16 protein-coding genes are annotated in these 18,571 nt (G+C 44.6%); 2 read left to right on the top strand and 14 right to left on the bottom strand.

Annotated features, from left to right (window positions below):
• Window positions 1–35 precede the first annotated feature (35 nt).
• The 6 genes from AC3CKG_RS02455 to rppH form a co-directional block, all read right to left on the bottom strand.
• The gene (locus AC3CKG_RS02455; RefSeq protein ID WP_488528767.1) at window positions 36–1,430 is read right to left on the bottom strand and encodes a winged helix-turn-helix domain-containing protein; all 1,395 of its coding nucleotides are present in this window, start codon (window positions 1,428–1,430) and stop codon (window positions 36–38) included.
• 124 nt (window positions 1,431–1,554) lie between these two features.
• The gene (locus tag AC3CKG_RS02450; RefSeq protein ID WP_488528766.1) at window positions 1,555–2,406 is read right to left on the bottom strand and encodes a thymidylate synthase; all 852 of its coding nucleotides are present in this window, start codon (window positions 2,404–2,406) and stop codon (window positions 1,555–1,557) included.
• 9 nt (window positions 2,407–2,415) lie between these two features.
• Window positions 2,416–3,237 (bottom strand): prolipoprotein diacylglyceryl transferase, encoded by an 822-nt coding sequence (gene lgt / locus AC3CKG_RS02445; protein WP_076670740.1) that lies wholly within the window; start codon window positions 3,235–3,237, stop codon window positions 2,416–2,418.
• 88 nt (window positions 3,238–3,325) lie between these two features.
• Complete coding sequence (locus tag AC3CKG_RS02440; RefSeq protein ID WP_065105635.1) at window positions 3,326–4,117, bottom strand: sulfite exporter TauE/SafE family protein; 792 nt, start codon at window positions 4,115–4,117, stop codon at window positions 3,326–3,328.
• A gap of 8 nt (window positions 4,118–4,125) precedes the next feature.
• On the bottom strand, window positions 4,126–6,375 hold the full coding sequence (gene ptsP / locus AC3CKG_RS02435; protein WP_017106783.1) for a phosphoenolpyruvate--protein phosphotransferase: 2,250 nt from the start codon (window positions 6,373–6,375) through the stop codon (window positions 4,126–4,128).
• A 2-nt stretch (window positions 6,376–6,377) separates the two neighbouring features.
• Window positions 6,378–6,896, bottom strand: coding sequence for an RNA pyrophosphohydrolase (rppH, locus tag AC3CKG_RS02430; protein WP_009848435.1), 519 nt, complete (start codon window positions 6,894–6,896; stop codon window positions 6,378–6,380).
• A 616-nt stretch (window positions 6,897–7,512) separates the two neighbouring features.
• On the opposite strand from rppH, the gene mutH reads away from it, so the two are divergent.
• Window positions 7,513–8,178: a DNA mismatch repair endonuclease MutH gene (gene mutH / locus AC3CKG_RS02425; protein WP_488528765.1), complete on the top strand. Its 666-nt coding sequence runs from the start codon at window positions 7,513–7,515 to the stop codon at window positions 8,176–8,178.
• Window positions 8,179–8,272: 94 nt separating this feature from the next.
• On the opposite strand, the gene AC3CKG_RS02420 is transcribed toward mutH, so the two are convergent.
• From AC3CKG_RS02420 to xerD, 8 genes are all read right to left on the bottom strand, one after another.
• The gene (locus AC3CKG_RS02420) at window positions 8,273–8,584 is read right to left on the bottom strand and encodes a DUF6482 family protein (protein WP_004735016.1); all 312 of its coding nucleotides are present in this window, start codon (window positions 8,582–8,584) and stop codon (window positions 8,273–8,275) included.
• Window positions 8,585–8,798: 214 nt separating this feature from the next.
• Window positions 8,799–9,050: a hypothetical protein gene (locus tag AC3CKG_RS02415; protein WP_004735015.1), complete on the bottom strand. Its 252-nt coding sequence runs from the start codon at window positions 9,048–9,050 to the stop codon at window positions 8,799–8,801.
• Between the two features lie 603 nt (window positions 9,051–9,653).
• Entirely contained in the window at window positions 9,654–10,988 is a 1,335-nt protein-coding gene (gene vpsR / locus AC3CKG_RS02410) for a cyclic-di-GMP-binding transcriptional regulator VpsR (protein ID WP_017106785.1), read from the bottom strand.
• 273 nt (window positions 10,989–11,261) lie between these two features.
• Window positions 11,262–12,794, bottom strand: coding sequence for a lysine--tRNA ligase (gene lysS / locus AC3CKG_RS02405; protein WP_017110548.1), 1,533 nt, complete (start codon window positions 12,792–12,794; stop codon window positions 11,262–11,264).
• Window positions 12,795–12,892: 98 nt separating this feature from the next.
• Window positions 12,893–13,991, bottom strand: a protein-coding gene (prfB, locus tag AC3CKG_RS02400; protein WP_099167407.1) for a peptide chain release factor 2 whose coding sequence is annotated in 2 segments (ribosomal slippage) — window positions 12,893–13,915 and window positions 13,917–13,991 — 1,098 coding nt in all. Because the reading frame shifts where the segments join, the coding sequence is not laid out codon by codon here.
• 250 nt (window positions 13,992–14,241) lie between these two features.
• On the bottom strand, window positions 14,242–15,978 hold the full coding sequence (gene recJ, locus AC3CKG_RS02395; RefSeq protein WP_065113190.1) for a single-stranded-DNA-specific exonuclease RecJ: 1,737 nt from the start codon (window positions 15,976–15,978) through the stop codon (window positions 14,242–14,244).
• 156 nt (window positions 15,979–16,134) lie between these two features.
• Window positions 16,135–16,914, bottom strand: coding sequence for a thioredoxin fold domain-containing protein (locus tag AC3CKG_RS02390; RefSeq protein ID WP_488528764.1), 780 nt, complete (start codon window positions 16,912–16,914; stop codon window positions 16,135–16,137).
• A gap of 26 nt (window positions 16,915–16,940) precedes the next feature.
• Window positions 16,941–17,855 carry a site-specific tyrosine recombinase XerD gene (gene xerD / locus AC3CKG_RS02385; RefSeq protein WP_102327080.1) on the bottom strand — a complete coding sequence of 305 codons (915 nt, stop codon included), beginning with the start codon at window positions 17,853–17,855 and terminating at the stop codon, window positions 16,941–16,943.
• A 150-nt stretch (window positions 17,856–18,005) separates the two neighbouring features.
• On the opposite strand from xerD, the gene fldB reads away from it, so the two are divergent.
• Entirely contained in the window at window positions 18,006–18,527 is a 522-nt protein-coding gene (fldB, locus tag AC3CKG_RS02380) for a flavodoxin FldB (RefSeq protein ID WP_004735008.1), read from the top strand.
• The last annotated feature ends 44 nt before the right edge of the window (window positions 18,528–18,571 follow it).

The raw sequence follows: 18,571 nt of genomic DNA, 5'->3' as shown, positions 1-18,571 counted from the left end.
AAAACGTATTTCATGATTTAGGAAAGGTTTGTTTTTTACAAAGATTCAATAAGATCAAACAGTTGACCGTTATGCTCTTTTTTCACTTCGGTATAGCGTTGATAGTTGTATTGCGAACCTTTTGGGTTGTCCGACAACTTGTCAGCCACGCTGAGCAGATAAAAGCTGATAGGGCTCGGTGTACTTTCAGCAGCGTAAGAAAGATAAGGGAAAGCTTGATTAGCATGTTGGTTGATTAACAGTGCAAGGCCTAAGGTAAGATTAGCGATATCACAACGTGGGTTCATCTCGAAAGCTTGCTTTGCCAATAGTAACGCTTGTTCTCGATCTTCCTGTTCATGGCCTTGTAAGTAAGCCAGAGATTCCGAATACGACAGTAAAGCATTAACCAGATAATTATCTCGCCCTTGCTGTTGAATCGTTTCCAATTGAGTAGCGATATCCGAAAATGGCTGACCACCTTTACCTTGGTAAAAAAGAGATATTCCCTCAGAGATAACCTTCCAATCTTCATAGTTATCAATAGAAGTCACTCGATGGCTTGCCACTCCATACTCTGCATTCATTGGCGCAATAATGGCTTTGATCTCGAGAATGACATCTCCAATTGCATCAAAAAAGCTATCTTGGCTAAAGGTTTTTTCTACTTTCTGGCTTTGATTGGGTTGGCGATTGTTTTGCACAAGCACGCTCAGTACATAACTGTCATCCTTCTGTTTCAGCCAGCTTTTAAGCTCAACACCCTTGTCAGCAAGTGATTGCTTACTCTGCTTAGCAAGCTGAGAGAAATGGTAACCCGATAAGTTTTTAGCCGAATTCAATCCATAGAAAAGGTAGTTATAGACACTTTCTGACATCTCATAATCGTTCGCAGAATCAAGTGTTATGTCATGGATATAAACGGGAATCACATCACTTTGATGAGCAGAAAAAACCGTAGTGTCATTGGTTGGGATATCGCTTTGCCATGCCCAAGTTGCTATCAAGCCAATCGAGAATACTGCGGTTGTAATCAGTGCGATGGTTTTCTTTTTGGACTTAGCGACAAGAGCTTTAGGTTCAGGTTGAGAGACACTCTCGACGGGAATTGGTTCGACACTCGGCTGAGTCACCTCAACATCGAACAGGTAACCTTGCTTAGGAATAGTCTGAATAATGCGATACGGACGTGACTTATCCTGAAGCTGACTGCGCAGTAAACTGATGACCTGTCTGACCAAATTGTCAGACACTTGAGTTCTTTGCCACACATCAGCAGCTATCTGCTGAGTGCTCACTACTTGCCCGCGATTTTCGATGAAATAACTGAGTAACTTTGCCTGTAATGGCTCTAAATGAATCGCTTCACTATCAACCACTAGCTGATTTTTATCAGGGTAGAAAGCAATAGGAAAGTCGTGTTGCAATACAAAGCAATGCGAGCGAGTCATAGTAGTTCTGTAGTTAGAAAAGACCACTCAAGATTATTGGTTTTACAAATAGTAAGCAAGCCAAGCATCAGAAATAAAAAAGGCTGCGCAGAGGCAGCCTTTCAATCAAACATTGTGGATTAGGTTACACCGAGAACGGGTACTTAATCGCTTCGTGGCATTCGTAACCTTCAACCCAGAAGTCATCCATCGTTACCCACGTTTCTAAATCTTCTAGAGACTTAATTTCAGGATTGATATGGAATATTGGGCCAGCTAAAGGCTCACGCTTCAACTGAACATCACGCATTGGTGCAAGTTGATCTTCATAGATATGAGCGTTAACAAGCTTGTGATAAGCCACACCCGCTTTCTTGCCGGTGATCTGCGCCATGATAGCGAGGAACACATACACTTGAACCATATTGAAATTCAAACCTAAAGGTACGTCACAAGAGCGCTGAGTACTGTTTAGGTACAGAGTGTCACCAAGCAGAGAGAAGTGGTGGCTGTACATACACGGACGCAAACAACCCATGTGAAACTCGCCTGGGTTGTAGAAATTTAAGATCTCGCCACGGTCATCAATACCGTTAGCTAAATCATCAACAATCTTCTTCAGTTGGTCGATATGACCGCCATCAGGTTTCGCCCATGCACGTCCTTGAACGCCGTAAACACGGCCCATGTCGTCTTCACCCTTACGGTAAGGGTTATTCAGCCATGCCTCATTCAGGTTCGAATTCGCATCCCAAGTTTTAGTTCCTAGCTTGCGAAAATCTTCAGCATTATCGTAACCACGGATATAGCCAAGCAGTTCAGCGACTGCCGCTTTCCAAAAGCTCTTACGCGTTGTTACCAGTGGGAATTGGTTATTACCAACATCATATTCAAGGTCAGCATTGATCACGGTTAGGCAGCGCTTGCCCGTGCGTTCATTTTCAATCCAAGTACCGTCATCAACGATACGCTGACAGAGATCTAAATACTGTTTCACACCAATTCCTTACTTCGTTTGTTGTGGTAATTCGTCTTTGTAGTGACCACGCTTGTATGCCCAAACCATCATCAGCACACCGACAATAACCATTGGCAGTGATAGGATTTGTCCCATCGAGATAAACCCACCGAACAAGCCAAGTTGCGCATCAGGTTCACGTACGTATTCAACTAGGAAGCGGAATGTACCATATCCTGCTAGGAATAACCCTGATACAGAACCTAGAGGACGCGGCTTTTTGATGAACCAGTTCAAGATGAAGAACAGCACAATACCTTCAAGCGCCATTTCATAAAGCTGAGATGGGTGGCGAGGAAGTGGACCACCATTAGGGAACACGATCGCCCATGGAACATCAGTCACACGGCCCCAAAGCTCGCTGTTCATGAAGTTACCCATACGTCCCATACCTAAACCAAATGGCACCAATGGTGCAATCATGTCAGCGACACCAAAGAAGGTTCGACCGTTCTTTTTGGCATACCAGAACATCGCAGTGATAACACCAAGCAAACCACCGTGGAAAGACATACCGCCAGTCCATACCTTAAAGAGATAAAGAGGATCTGCGAGGAATAGGTCAAAGTTGTAGAAAATTACGTAGCCAATACGGCCACCAAGCACCACACCTAGAAAGCCAGCAAACAGTAAATCTGACACTTGCTCTCGAGTCCAACCACTACCAGGTTGATCAGCTCGACGGTTTGCTAACCAAAGCGCGAACATAAAACCGACCAGGTACATTAGGCCATACCAACGAACTGAGATTGGTCCTAGTTCAATAAGAACAGGATCGATATTTGGGAATTCGATAAAACCCTGAGACATACTTGGCTCTCTATCTAAATAATAAACAATGGGTTAACTGCTTCACTGAAATTAAGCAACTCAGAAAAACAACCAACGGAGAAATACACTACAGCAGCATCATCGATGCTATAAACATTAAAAATACCGCAAAGAATTTTTTCAACACTGGCGTTGGCAGTTGAGTCGCCAACTTAGCGCCAATTCGAGTGGTCAACACTGACGTGCAAGATATCGCAACCAGAGCGGGTAGATACACGTAACCTAAACTGAAAGCGGGCAAATCGTTAACCGATGAACCATGCCAAATGAATCCAAGCATCCCTGAAATCGCAATGACACAACCACATACTGAAGATGAACCTACGGCTTTGCGCATTTCCACACCGTGATGATTCAGGAAAGGCACAGATAAAGACCCTCCGCCAATACCCGCTAAGCTCGATACCACACCAATTCCGCCGCCATACATCATCGTCTTTGCCGAACTAGGCATTACTTTTTGGCTTGTTGAACGAATGGATAGCAGCATCTGCAATGCCAATACCAAGACAATCACACCAAATACCTTCGGCAGATATTGCGCGGGAATAACGTCTGCGATGAAAGAACCTAGGAAGCCACCAACCACCACTCCAGGCATCAGCCACTTAACAACAAAGATCTCGACGTTGCCTAGCTTTAGGTGATTAATCGCAGAAGATCCGGAGGTAACAATAATGGTTGATAACGAAGTCGCTAACGCCATCTGCATTGCAAACTCTTGAGGAATACCCGCTTTAGGAAGCAAAAACAGTAAGGCTGGAACCACCAGCAAACCACCACCAATGCCCAGCAAACCCGCTAAAACACCAACAACAGCACCAAGGCCTGCCAACAAGCCAATGAGTTCGTATGACACGTTAAATCCTATTTTTTACCCGCTCGAATGAAGCCTGTAAATTCACGCTCTTCGAAATAGTTGAGCATCATACTATAGATGTCACTTCCATACGGTTTTGATAGCGCCTCATTTGCCAAATCTTGCAGTTCACTAAGCTTAGATTGACGAATCAAATACTTAGTCCTTGCGACATTTGAGGTATTCATACTTAACGTCTCATACCCTAACCCAATCAAGAGCAATGCGCCCATTGGATCACCCGCGAGCTCTCCACATATACACACAGGCAATTGATATTGCTTACAAGTATCATGGATGTGTTTCAATGCCATGATCACTGCAGGGTGCATGGATTCATAGACATCAGAGACGCGGGAATTGTTCCGGTCAACCGCCAATAAATATTGAGTTAAGTCATTGGTGCCCACCGAAACGAAATCAACTTTATCCGCAATAAGGGGAAGAAGGTAAAGCATTGATGGTACTTCGATCATGATACCAATGCGTGGCATACGAACTCGGCTGTCGAGTTCATGCACTTCATCGTAGGCTTGCTCGATGAGTTGAACAGTATCATCCAGTTCTTGAGTGCTAGAGATCATCGGCAACAAGATACTCAAGTTCTGGCTATCACAACTCGCACGTAACATCGCACGCAATTGGATAATAAAGATGTCAGGATGATCAAGCGTAAAACGAATGCCACGCCAGCCAAGGAATGGATTGTCTTCTTCTATTGGGAAATAAGGTAACGCCTTATCGCCACCAATATCCAAAGTTCGCATCACAACTTGCTTCTCAGGGTAACTCGCGAGCACAGAGCGATACTGTTTGAACTGTTCGTCTTCTGACGGGAACCTTTGTTGTAACAAGAAAGAGATTTCTGTCCGATACAGGCCTACGCCATCCACCCCTTGGTTGATCGCAATATTGGTGTCGGCACTTAAGCCCGCATTAAGCAAAATCTCGACCTGTCGGTCATCTTGGGTTTTTGCAGGTAAGTATAATTCTCGGTTAACCATAGAGGAGAGTTCACTCTCTTCTAGAATTAGCCCTTGGTACTCGCTCAGTAGGCTCTGAGTCGGCTCAATAAAGATCTCACCGCTGTAACCATCGACAATCGCTTGTTTGCCATTGGCTTGAGCTAGGTTGAGATTTACCCCCATAACCGAGGGAATGCCTAACGCGCGAGATAAAATAGCCGCGTGCGAGTTCGCCGCCCCTTCTAAGGAAACGACAGCTAATAACTTCTCTTTAGGAATCGACGCTAAAACAGAAGCCGTTAACTCACGTACCACCAAGATAATCGGTTTATCTAGAGTCCGCAGCTCGTGCTCTGAGTTATGAAGGAAATACAGCAGCCTTTGACCCAGCTCACGAATGTCTTGCGCCCTCTCTCGAAGGTAGACATCAGACATACGGGCAAAGCGATTCGAGTAGCTCTCAACAACCTGTCTTAATGCCCAATCGGCTTTATCGCCTTTTTGGATTTGACTCTTTAGATCCTTACGCAACATAGGATCGTTGAGTAAGTGAGTAAACAGATCAAAGATCGCCAACGCGTCTTTATTGATTTCACTGTCTAAACGCTTTCGCATGCGCTTAAAGTCATTGAGGGCATTTTCGACGGCAACAGCCAACAACTCATGCTCTCTTTCAACATTGAGCGTCGAAGCAGGGTAAACATCGGTGAGTTCAGGCTGAGTGTTGTCCCACCATAAATCACCAATAGCCACACCCGATGAAGCTGCAATACCTTTGGTCGCAGGTAGCTTCTGTTGCTCAAGAAGCCAATGGCCTTGAGTTTGGGCATGCGCCACAATAACCGCAAGTTGTGCTGAGAGTGTAACAAGGAAGGATTCTTCCATCTCACTGAATAAACGGGGGGACTTCTGTTGAATGACCAATACGCCAAGCACTTGCTTGCGATGGATAATCGGAGTGCCTAGAAAAGAGTGATAAACACTTTCTCCTAGTTCTGGAAAAAACTTATAAGCTGGGTGAGCAGATGCCTGTGCAAGGTTAATAGGTTCAGCACTTCTTTTGACAAGACCAACTAAGCCTTCGTCAAAACCAATCTGAATACTATTCCCTTCAAAGATCAGGCCTTGAGTTGCCATCAACTCAAGGCGCTGCATATCATTATTCGCTAGATACACGGTGCAGCACTCTGTCTGCATCGCACTGCATGTCTCTTTCACCAAAATATCAAGAGCCGTCGACACATCTTCAACTCTTGATACGTGTTCAACTATTTCCCTTAGTTGGCTGAGCATGCTTAACCTCTACGCAATTTGCGTTTTCCTTTTGTTTTTCGCTCTTTAAACGGCATTGCTAAAGATGCGAATTCTTTCATTGCTCGACGGTAAACATCTCGCTTGAAAGAAACAACTTGTCGAACTGGGTACCAGTAACTCACCCAACGCCAACCATCAAACTCAGGTGTACTTCCACGCTGCATATTGATATGCGATTCATCGCAATCTAAGCGTAAAAGAAACCACTTCTGTTTTTGTCCAATACAGACAGGTTTCGAATCCCACCGAACCAGTCGTTTGGGTAGCTTATAGCGTAACCAATGACGACTTGTCGCGACGATTTTTACATCCTTTTTTGTAAGGCCAACCTCTTCATACAACTCGCGGTACATTGCCTGTTCCGGAGTTTCACCTTCATCTATTCCCCCTTGAGGGAATTGCCATGAATGTTGCCCGTATCGTTTAGCCCAGAAGACCTGACCATGGTTGTTACAGATTACAATACCAACATTTAATCGGTAACCATCGCCATCTATCACTGGCCAACCTCTATCTAAATTTTTAATTACACTGATTTTTCCACATATCCCCAATTGGAGCAAACTTAGTGACGTGACAAGCGCTATATTTATGACTATTAACTAAGAATATGGATAAGTTTTGCTCAAATATTAGTTACCCACATAAGAGTGAGACATAGACCACATTTATTCACCTTTTCTGTGAATAACTATGTGAAGAATTAGCCGCAATCGTTTTTTTTAATCCATACATTCATCAACACCGAAAGTGGCCCTCTCGCAATTAACAATAAAAAATAAATTAAATCATCAACTTAAAAACGAAATCATAAAATAAATAATCGTCAAAAACCAAAAGATCTTTTCAAAATCAAACATGGTTAAAGATCAACCACTCCGCTGCTTATCCACACTGGTGGGTCAAAGATTCATTTTGAACCCCATTTAGCAAGCATTTTATCCACCATAAACCCCTGTTTATTTATACACTAAATTAATATTTCAATTAATTACCTTCATGACCTGTGGATAACCATGAGTTTGATCCCTTTTATAGCAATGAGATCATTTCTTAACCAGTCGGCATTTGGTGATAACTTCTGATAAAATCATTTTTTTGATCATGCCTTTTATTATGAAACCAGAACCACAAACACAACAAGAGCTCTTAGACAGAGCGTATGCTATCGCCGGAATGACATTCAAAGAGCTCGCAGATGAAGCTGAGATGATCATGCCAAACGATCTTAAACGCGATAAAGGCTGGGTTGGGCAACTATTAGAATGGCATTTGGGTGCAGCGGCAGGCAGTAAGCCAGAGCAAGATTTTGCTAAGTTAGGGATCGAACTAAAAAGTATTCCTATTGGTTATTCTGGCAAGCCTTTAGAAACAACCTTTGTCTGTGTCGCCCCCTTAATGGGAGTACAAGGATTAACATGGGAAACCAGTCACGTCCGAAACAAGCTCTCTAAAGTGTTGTGGATCCCCGTTGAAGGTGAACGAGAGATCCCGCTTACAGAAAGACATGTCGGATCCCCTTTACTCTGGACGCCAACCCCAGCGGAAGACGAGATCTTAAAAAGGGATTGGGAAGAACTGATGGAGTTAATCGTGTTAGGCAATGTTGAGCAGATCACAGCAAGGCACGGAGAAGCATTGCATTTGCGACCTAAAGCAGCAAACAGCCGAGTATTAACAGAAGCGTATGGTGCGAGTGGAAAGCCTATCAAGACCAAACCTCGTGGTTTCTACCTACGAACCCAGTTCACCCATAACTTGCTCACAACACACTACGCATAAATAGCTCACAGCCACTGTGCCTAGCGATTAATACTTGTTTCGCCAATGACTAACGCAATGGATGACATTGGTTGTCGAGTGTTACAGAGGCGTTCTAATGCGGCTTTAGAGCTAGCTCTATATCACAGTAGCTTTGGCTTGGTTCATTACCAAACTCATCATACGCATTGTGCAAACGCAGGTATGCCTTTTCAAAGCCTAGCCGGAGCAACTCCTCTTTCACTTGATCCAAGGATCCAAAGTGAAGCGGCTCTCCGTCTTGCTTAACGGGTTCCAGCTTGTGTTTATATTCTACCGCCAACAGATATTCCGAGATATCGGAACAGCCAATAACGTACACTTTAGGTGTTTGATAAGAGTCTTTATGCTCTCCATGTAACCACATGTCTAATTGATGCTTTTGCATAGCCTGCCTCCATTGCTACATAAAGCTTAGTAGAACTCTTTTCCTTTACTAGATAACGACTTAAAAAATCATACATAACGGCTTAAAAAAGCAAAAAAGAGAAGCAAGCGCTTCTCCTTTTTGGCCAAGTCTAGTTCAAAAGCTTGTGCTTTCGACGCCATAACTATCGCTGATGTTTATCTTAAGGGGTGAAAGGCGCTATCACCCCACAAGATTACGTCGGTATTCGCGCGCTTAAGACTCGACGAAGATGACGAACTCGGCGCTCAATCGTGACAACTTCAGGCTCAGAAAAACCAATTGGTCGACCATCGGCTTCAAGGCCAATATCTCTCAATAAGTGGGTATTGTTCCATGGTAGATCATATGAACTACGACGAACTTTTCGTTGCCATTCACGCTCTTCACGACGAAGGTCTGCACGGATAAGGACTGTTGCTAGTTTTAAATATACTGAGTGACGCATAATAACTCTCCAGTTGTGGAATAAACTGAGGAAAAATAGCGTTCTAGATAGTATGAGGGCTTCTCACTTAGCTGCTATTTTTCCGCAGCCAAATAAGGGTACGGATCTATTAGTTAGGTTTATCTTGGGTGTTTCGATCGGCCATGGCTGATGCTTGTGACATAACAGTCACCATGTCAGTACACGGATCAAACGACGCGCAAATATGCTGTATAAAATCGAAATGTTTCATTTGCGCCTCCAAGCTAACTAAAAAATCCAAAAAGAAATGAGATAATAAAAGCAAATAAGTCTTTGTTAAACCATTGCTTTCACGGTTAAAGTCTAACCAAGTGAGTATATTATTCAACCGATAGTTGATTAACAATTTCAAAACAAATGATTCACCCAAAATATCAGTTGCATATCAATTTATATATGACATATTCACTATGATTATATAAAATCACAGAACATCTCTCTTAACTACCAAGCGTCCAATAGCTCAATCTATCAGCCAGCAACTGCCAACTGGAAGTTGTAGCGGTGGGTAACAAAAAAGCCACGCATCATGCGTGGCTCTTAGATTGACACTAACCGGATAAAATCGATTCATTGAGAGTTCTAAACAACACCTTCAGAAATAAGGCTATGTTTGTTCAGCAATCGGTACATGGTTGCGCGCGAAACTCCAAGTTCCTTAGCAGCCAACGATACTTGACCACCATAAGATTCCAGAACAATCAGCAACGCATCTCGCTCTGAACGCTCACGGATACTTTTGAGGCTACGGCGCTCATCATTTTGCTTAGGTAAATCCAGCTGATGATCTTCAATGATCACCGAGTCCGACATCAACACCACGCGTTTGATTTGGTTCATCAGCTCACGGACATTGCCCGGCCAGTGATAACGATTCATCGATCGAAGCGCTTCGTCAGAGAAACTCTTGGCTTGAGCATTAAACTCTTTCGAGTACTGACGTAAGAAATGATTGGCCAACACTGAGATATCACTAACCCGCTCTTTTAAGCTTGGAACCTGAATTCGTAGAACATTGATGTAGTGGTAAAGCTCTTCATTGAAGTCACCCTCAATCAATGCCTTTTCAATATCAGAAGAGTTAGCCGCCAGAATACGAACATCCACCGATTTTGACCCAGTCTCCGTCTCTACCTTGCCTTCTTGCAAGAAGCGCAACAAATTCAACTGTTGATTGCGAGGCATCGCTAACACATCATTGAGCAATATCGTGCCACCGTCCGCCTCTTCCAGCATACAAGGGGCTGCACCAAGCTGAGCTGAAATGCCGAAGACTTCAGACTCAATTCTCATCTCAGACAGAGCTCGGCAGTTGACCGTTAAAAATGGCTTTTGCGCGCGCGAAGAGTTTTGATGAATAGAGCGTGCAATCGTCTCTTTGCCAGCCCCACTCTCGCCATAAATTAAGATGCTGACATCAGTCGGCCCAATACGCTTTACTTGGTCTCTTAGGCGCTTTACTGCCACCGAGTCGCCCAACAACCCCATATTGTTGTTAATGCCGTAGTTTGGCCACACTTTCTGCTCAAGCTTAAGCATCCCAAGCTGGTGACCTATGGTACTCAGTAGCTGTGCATCTGGAATGGGTGCCGTGAAAAAGTCGATACAGAAGTTAACGATAAACTGGCAAATAGTATCGGAGCTTAATTGCGATTCACGGATAAAGGCGAGCCATCTAACCTGTTTATTGTTACTCACCAAGTTTGCAATGCCATTTAGGCTGAACTCATCATGGCTAAGGTCCACAATGCCAATGCATGGGCCTATGTCGGCAATCAATGCATCGGCTTTTCGTAAATCTGCACACTGGGTACACTGCCAACCCACTTGTTCTAATACAGATAACCAGGGTTCGTACGCACCACCAACGACGATAAGAGAACCTGGTAAGGAATCCATCTTAAATTGAGTTCCCATCCTTCTTCCTTATTTTATTTTTATTTAAATCAGGCTAATACGAGTCACTGCTTCATCGTTCGACAAAAATGCCGCGAGATCGTATTCAGCGCAGAGACGTATAGTAGTGAGACTATCTTAGATTTTTTGTCTCAATAGTAAGACTATGTCAGAAATAATGATTTTTCGAATCAAGAGTGCGGTACAGGCAAGGTTTTGGATACTTATAAACAGAAAAAGCCACCCGAAGGTGGCTTTTAAATTGAATCGGCTGTTATGGCCTGTCAGCGAGAATTACGCTTGAGGACGCATCGCCGGGAACAAGATCACGTCACGGATTGTGTGCGTGTTAGTAAATAGCATCGCTAGGCGATCGATACCAATACCTTGACCCGCTGTTGGCGGTAGGCCGTGCTCTAGTGCAGTAATGTAGTCTGCATCGTAGTACATAGCTTCGTCATCACCCGCGTCTTTTGCGTTAACTTGTGCTTTGAAACGCTCATCTTGGTCTTGTGCATCGTTAAGCTCAGAGAAACCGTTCGCTACTTCACGGCCACCGATGAAGAACTCAAAGCGGTCTGTGAAAAATGGGTTGCTGTCGCTACGACGAGCCAGTGGAGAGATGTCCGCTGGGTAACCCGTGATGAACGTTGGTTGAATTAGTTGAGGCTCAGCCGTTTCACCAAAGATCTCTTCAAGAAGCTGACCACATGTCCAGAACTTCTCAACGTACAGACCCACTTCTTCTGCAATTTTAACCATCAATTCTCTGTTCTGAAGATCGTCTTCAGTTAGAGCTTGGATATTTGCATTTTCAGGTGTGTAGTGTTTGATTGCATCGAACATGCTCATGCGAGCGTAAGTGCCACCAAACTCAACGGTTTCGTCACCGTAAGGCATAGAAGTAGAACCTAGAACGTCCATCGCTGCTGTGCTTAGCATCTCTTCCGTTAGATCCATTAGATCTTTGTAGTCAGAGTACGCTTGGTAGAATTCCATCATTGTGAACTCTGGGTTGTGACGTGGAGAAAGACCTTCGTTACGGAAGTTACGGTTGATCTCGAATACACGGTCAAAACCACCAACTACTAGACGCTTAAGGTAAAGCTCAGGTGCAACACGTAGGTACATGTCGATGTCTAGTGCGTTGTGATGAGTGATGAATGGACGTGCTGTTGCACCGCCTGGGATCACGTGCATCATTGGCGTTTCAACTTCTAGGTAGCCTTTTGAGCTCATGAAGTTACGGATTGAAGACACAAGCTTAGAACGCACGATGAATGTGTTACGAGAGTCTTCGTTCACGATTAGGTCAACGTAACGCTGACGGTAACGCATCTCTTGGTCAGTTAGACCGTGGAACTTCTCTGGCAGAGGACGAAGTGCTTTCGTTAGCAATTCAAACTCTTCCATGTTCACGTAAAGGTCGCCTTTACCAGACTTGTGAAGCGCACCTTTAACACCGATGATGTCACCGATATCTAGGCCTTGGTACTTCTCTTTTAGTACTTTTTGAACGTCTTTCGCTGCGTATGCTTGGATACGACCAGAAGTTTCTTGAATCGCAAGGAATGGACCACGCTTCGCCATAATACGACCAGCGATCGCAACGATGTGGTTAAGCTCTTCTAGCTCTTCCTTAGTCTTCTCACCGAATTCCGCTTGAAGATCGCCAGCTAGGTGCTCACGACGGAAATCATTTGGGTGACCGTTAGCTTTGCAGTTCAGGCGGATGTGATCCAGCTTGCTGCGGCGCTCAGCGATTAGTTTGTTCTCTTCAGGTGAAGAAGCTTCTTGTGCGTTTTCGTTTTGAACAGCATCAGTCATTAGAGATGTACCCTGCTTTTATAATTTGGACAGCTATATTTTTTCAAATATAGGCATTTTTACCAATATTATTGGTAAAGCTTAATAGTTGGTAAAGCTTACAGACCTGATTTCAGGCTAGCTTCAATAAACTTGTCTAAGTCACCGTCAAGAACCGCTTGAGTGTTACGGTTTTCGATGCCGGTGCGCAAATCTTTGATACGAGAATCATCCAGTACGTAAGAGCGGATTTGACTGCCCCAACCGATGTCTGATTTCGTTTCTTCGCTCGCTTGTTTTTCAGCATTTTGTTTTTGAATCTCAAGTTCAAAAAGCTTAGCACGTAGCTGCTTCATCGCTTGATCTTTGTTCTTATGCTGCGAACGGTCATTCTGACATTGAACCACCGTGTTGGTTGGAACGTGAGTAATACGTACCGCCGATTCAGTGGTGTTTACGTGCTGACCACCAGCGCCAGAGGCACGGTATACGTCAATACGTAAGTCAGAAGGATTAATGTCGATCGTAATGTTGTCATCAATCTCTGGGTAGATAAACGCAGATGCAAATGAAGTATGACGACGGCCACTTGAATCAAATGGTGACTTACGAACCAGACGGTGAACACCAGTCTCTGTACGTAACCAACCATAAGCGTATTCGCCAGAAATACGTACCGTTGCGCCTTTAAGGCCAGCAACATCACCATCAGACACTTCGATAACTTCAGTCTTGAAGCCTTTCGAATCTGCCCAACGTAAGTACATGCGCAACATCATTGAAGTCCAGTCTTGAGCTTCTGTACCGCCCGAGCCTGACTGTAAATCGATGTAGCAATCTGATGCGTCGTGATCGCCAGCAAACATACGACGGAATTCCAGTTTTTCTAGCTTAGCTTCTAGCTCAGCCAGTTCTGGTTCAATTTCGTCAAACGTTTCTTGGTCTTCTTCTTCAACCGCAAGCTCTAATAGACCTTCAACATCCTCAACACCTTGGTCAAGTAAGTCGATTGTTTCTACTACCGCTTCCAATGCAGAACGTTCTTTACCCAGCGCTTGTGCACGCTCAGGTTCGTTCCATACATCCGGTTGTTCTAATTCTGCGTTTACTTCTTCTAGACGCTCTTTCTTAGCGTCATAGTCAAAGATACCCCCTCAGGATATTTGTGCGTTCAGACACATCCTGCAGACGGTTTTTAATAGGATTGATTTCAAACATTTTAGCTCATCATTTATGAGTAGAATTTAACCGAAGAATTGTACTCAAAAGTGTGACGGAGATACAGAATTTTTTAGAGTGGAAAGCCAAGATTCAATAACTTAGTGGGATATAAATTTGACAGGCTGAAAAAAGACGTAGGATTTATAAGGGAAAGAAAGAAAACAAGCCCTGTTTTTGAGCAGAGCTTGTTGAATTTGGGGCTAAATGGTGAACATTATTCAGTGAAGATAACGCTATTTTTCTTCAACTATTTCGCTTCGATATGATCAATCATCAACTGCAACGATTGATTGCCACGAAACTCGTTGATATCCAGCTTAAATGCAAGATGAACGGTTTTCACCGAAGCATCTGGCCAGCGACGTAAATCAACGTTGAAGGCAATACCATCGATCATTACGTTGGTTGGATGACCTTTGTATAAAGGTTCTAGCATCAATTTAAGGTGTTTTTCACCGACCAACTTTTGATGCAGTACTTTGAACTCACCGTCGAAGATCGGTTCAGGGAACGCTTGTCCCCAAGGACCACCAGAACGCAACGTTTCAGCGGTGTGCATTGAGAACTCTTCAGGTAAAAGCTCACCATCAGACAAGATGATGCCCTTCAGCGCCGTCTCACCGAGCTCTTTGCGCACAACGTCATCAAACATCTTGCTGAATCGCTCGAAATCTTTTTCCATAATGGTCAAACCGGCCGCCATCGCATGGCCACCAAACTTCAAGATCAAGCCTGGGTTTTGAGTATCGATTCGGTCAAGTGCATCGCGCATGTGCAAACCCGGAATCGAGCGGCATGAACCTTTGATACTGCCTTCCCCACCATCAGCGAATGCGATCACTGGGCGATGGTATTTGTCTTTGATACGCGAAGCCAAAATACCAATCACACCTTGGTGCCAATCACGTTGGAACAGGGCTAAGCCGGAAGGCAAGTCGTCTTTACCGAACTCAAGGCGCTCACAAAAAGCCATCGCCTCTTGTTTCATGCCCTCTTCAATCTCTTTACGTGTTTGGTTCAAGCCATCTAACTCGCTGGCCATTCGGCGCGCGGCATGAATGTTATTGCTCATCAACAACTCAACACCAAACGACATATCATCCAATCGGCCTGCAGCATTGATACGTGGGCCAAGTGCAAAACCAAAATCAGAGGCGACCAAACGCTTAGCGTCTCGCTTAGCAATTTCAATCAAAGCCTGAATACCCGGGCGCGCTTTGCCTGCACGGATACGCTGCAAACCTTGATGAACCAAAATACGGTTATTTTCATCGAGTGGTACCACATCGGCAACGGTACCTAACGCAACCAAATCGATCAGTTCCATCAACTTAGGTTCTGTCATGCCATGTTGTGCGAACCAACCCAATTTACGCATATGAACACACAGCGCCATCATCAGGTAAAACGCAACCCCCACACCCGCGAGAGCTTTTGAAGGAAATGCACAGCTTTCTAGGTTGGGGTTAACCATCGCATCAGCGATTGGCAGTTCATTACCCGGCAAGTGATGATCGGTAACCAGCACATCAAGGCCTTGCTCTTTAGCGAAGCGAACACCGTCAATCGAAGAGACACCGTTGTCTACGGTCATGATCACTTCGGCACCAATCTCAATCGCTTGTTCAACAACCTCCGGGCTCAAGCCGTAGCCATCTTCAAAGCGGTTTGGTACTAAGTAATCGACATTAGAACTGCCCAGCATGCGCAGTGCCAACACCGACAAAGCGGAACTCGTCGCGCCATCGGCATCAAAATCACCGACAACGATAATGCGCTTTTGAAGCTTAATCGCATTGAAAAGCAGTTCTACCGCGGCATCGATACCGCCCAGTTTTTGATAGGAGTGTAAGCCTTTCGCAGCCGTCTCCAGTTGCTCTGCACTGTCGATTCCGCGACTCACATAAATGCGCTTTAATAAGTCAGGTAAGTGAGCAGGTAAAACTGAAGTATCGACCTCAGGGCGGCGTTGGATCTCTATCATATAAAAATGGGCCCGATATCAATCAGGCCACTCCTTAAATCAAAAACGTGGGGGAATTAAAACAACGAGCGACGAGGTTAGATAACTTTCAACGACTCTCATCGCTCTGAACAAATCATGCCGTTCTAAACCAAACTGATTTGCTCGGAATAAAGCTTACTGCTCTAAACGCTGAAGAAGTTGTGCTGGCGGTAAGTAACCACTCACCAACTCACCACTTGCTAGCACGATAGCAGGAGTACCGTTAATACCAAGCTCACGGCCTAGTTGATACTGCTTCGCTATGATTTGCTTCTGCTCGCTAAGGTCTTCGCCCGCAGCTGGCATTTTACGTTCTGCTTTAGCACTGTGCATCGCTGCTTTTGGATCGTCAGAAGCCCAAATTGCTGCCATTTGGTCGGCAACTTGTCCGGTCGCACCTTGGCGTGGGTAAGCCATGTAACGAACGGTAATACCCAGGTCGTTATAGCCTTGCATTTGGCTGTGTAGACGAACACAGTAGCCACACGTAATGTCAGTAAACACCGTCACAACGTACTTTTCGTTATCGGCTTTATATTCGATAACCGTATCTGACAATGCCGCGACCTTTTCAGCATTAAGCGGAGCTTGACGCTCGGCCAATACGTCGCTGAACTTACCGTTGTCATCCAAAGAGTAAAGAGTGCCCGCTAGAAAGTGATCGCCCTTTGGAGAAGAAAAGATAATGCCGCTGTTGGTTTGAATTTCTAACAGGCCATCGATATCTGAAGGAACAATCTTCTCTACCTTAATACCGATTTTTTCAAAGCGCTTTGTTAACGCAGCTGTATCAACAGCTTGTGCTGAAGCAACTTCTACGGCTGTTGACGTTTGTTCTACTTTCGCTTCTGATGCATTACATGCAGTAATCATGAGAGGAAGCGCTAATAGAGGAAGACGGCGTAATACGCTCATTAAGTTCACCTTAAAAATAAATGGATTTAAGCACGTGGATGATGCTGAGCGTGAATTTGCTTCAGCCTTTCAGTCGCCACGTGAGTATAAATTTGGGTTGTCGATAAGTCACTATGCCCAAGCAACATCTGTACGACCCTGAGATCTGCGCCATAGTTCAGTAAATGCGTTGCAAAAGCATGCCTTAATACGTGTGGCGACAATAATTCCGTGTCGATACCCGCTATCACCGAATAATGCTTGATACGATACCAGAACGTTTGACGGGTCATTTGCTTCGCTCGTTTACTCGGAAAAACCACATCCGAACTATTATCACCCAACAATTGGGGGCGACCTTGCTCGATAAATGTCTCTATCCAATCGACCGCATTTTCGCCCATTGGCACCAAGCGCTCTTTGCCACCTTTACCGATCACACGCACCACACCTTGCCTTAGGCTGATGTTTTCCATGGTCAGGCTAACGAGCTCAGTCACACGAAGTCCAGTTGCATAGAGTAACTCAAGCATCGCTTTATCGCGAAGCTCAATGGGGTCGTTTGGATCTGGCGCTTCAAGCAGCGAATCCACTTGCTCTTCACTTAAGTCTTTCGGTAAGCGCTTCGGCAGTTTCGGGCTGATCAATAGCGCACTAGGATCGTCGGCTCTTACTTTCTCGCGATGTAAATATTGGAACAAACGACGAATGGCAGACAACATACGAGCACGAGAGGTCTGCTTGAAATCGGCGTCAGCTAACCAACCTTGATAGTCTTGTAGCCCTGACAGGCTAATAAAATCGAGGCGATAATTATACTTTTCCATCCACGTCAGTAGTTTGGATAAATCCGTACGATAAGAGACGAGTGTATTCTCTGATAACCCTCTCTCCATCCACATAGCATCTAAAAACTGCTCAACGAGACCGTGGTCTGCGCTCTGCCCTTGAGGCGACTGCATAGTGTTACTCACAATATTGGAAACTGTTTTGAGAGTATGTCAGAGCAAATATGAATGCCATAAAAATTACGACTTGAGCGGATAATCGCTGCAATCGAAGTCGATTTATGGTTAGAATTCGCCATCTGAAATTAAAATCGAACGTTTGCTATGAAAATTGGATTATTTTACGGCTCAACCACCTGCTATACCGAAATGGCAGCAGAGAAAATTCGCGGCATTATTGGTGAAGACCTAGTTGATATCCATAACGTGAAAGAAACCCCTCTTTCTTTTATGGCGGACTACGACCTTTTACTGCTTGGCATCTCAACGTGGGATTTCGGTGAAATTCAAGAAGATTGGAATGAGTTGTGGGAAGACATCGCAACCACGCCAATGAAAGGCAAGGTTGTGGCTCTATTTGGTCTAGGCGACCAAGAAGGCTACGGTGAGTGGTTCTTAGATGCGATGGGACTATTGCATGATGAACTGAAAACCGCAGGCGCTGAGTTTGTCGGCTTCTGGCCAAACGATGACAGCTACGAATTCGAAGCATCTAAAGCATTAACAGAAGACAAATCTCAGTTTGTTGGTTTAGCTCTGGATGAAGATTCACAGTACGAACTCAGCGACGAACGTATCGCAACTTGGGTTGAACAAGTACTCGTCGAGTACAGCGAAAAGCTTTAAGTTCTAAGTTCTAAGTTCTAAGTTCTAAGTTCTAAGTTCTAAGT

This window comes from Vibrio sp. QJM3NY_15 (assembly GCF_057785995.1).
The sequence above is the reverse complement of the archived record's forward strand: the minus strand, read 5'-3'. Positions and strand labels throughout refer to the sequence as shown.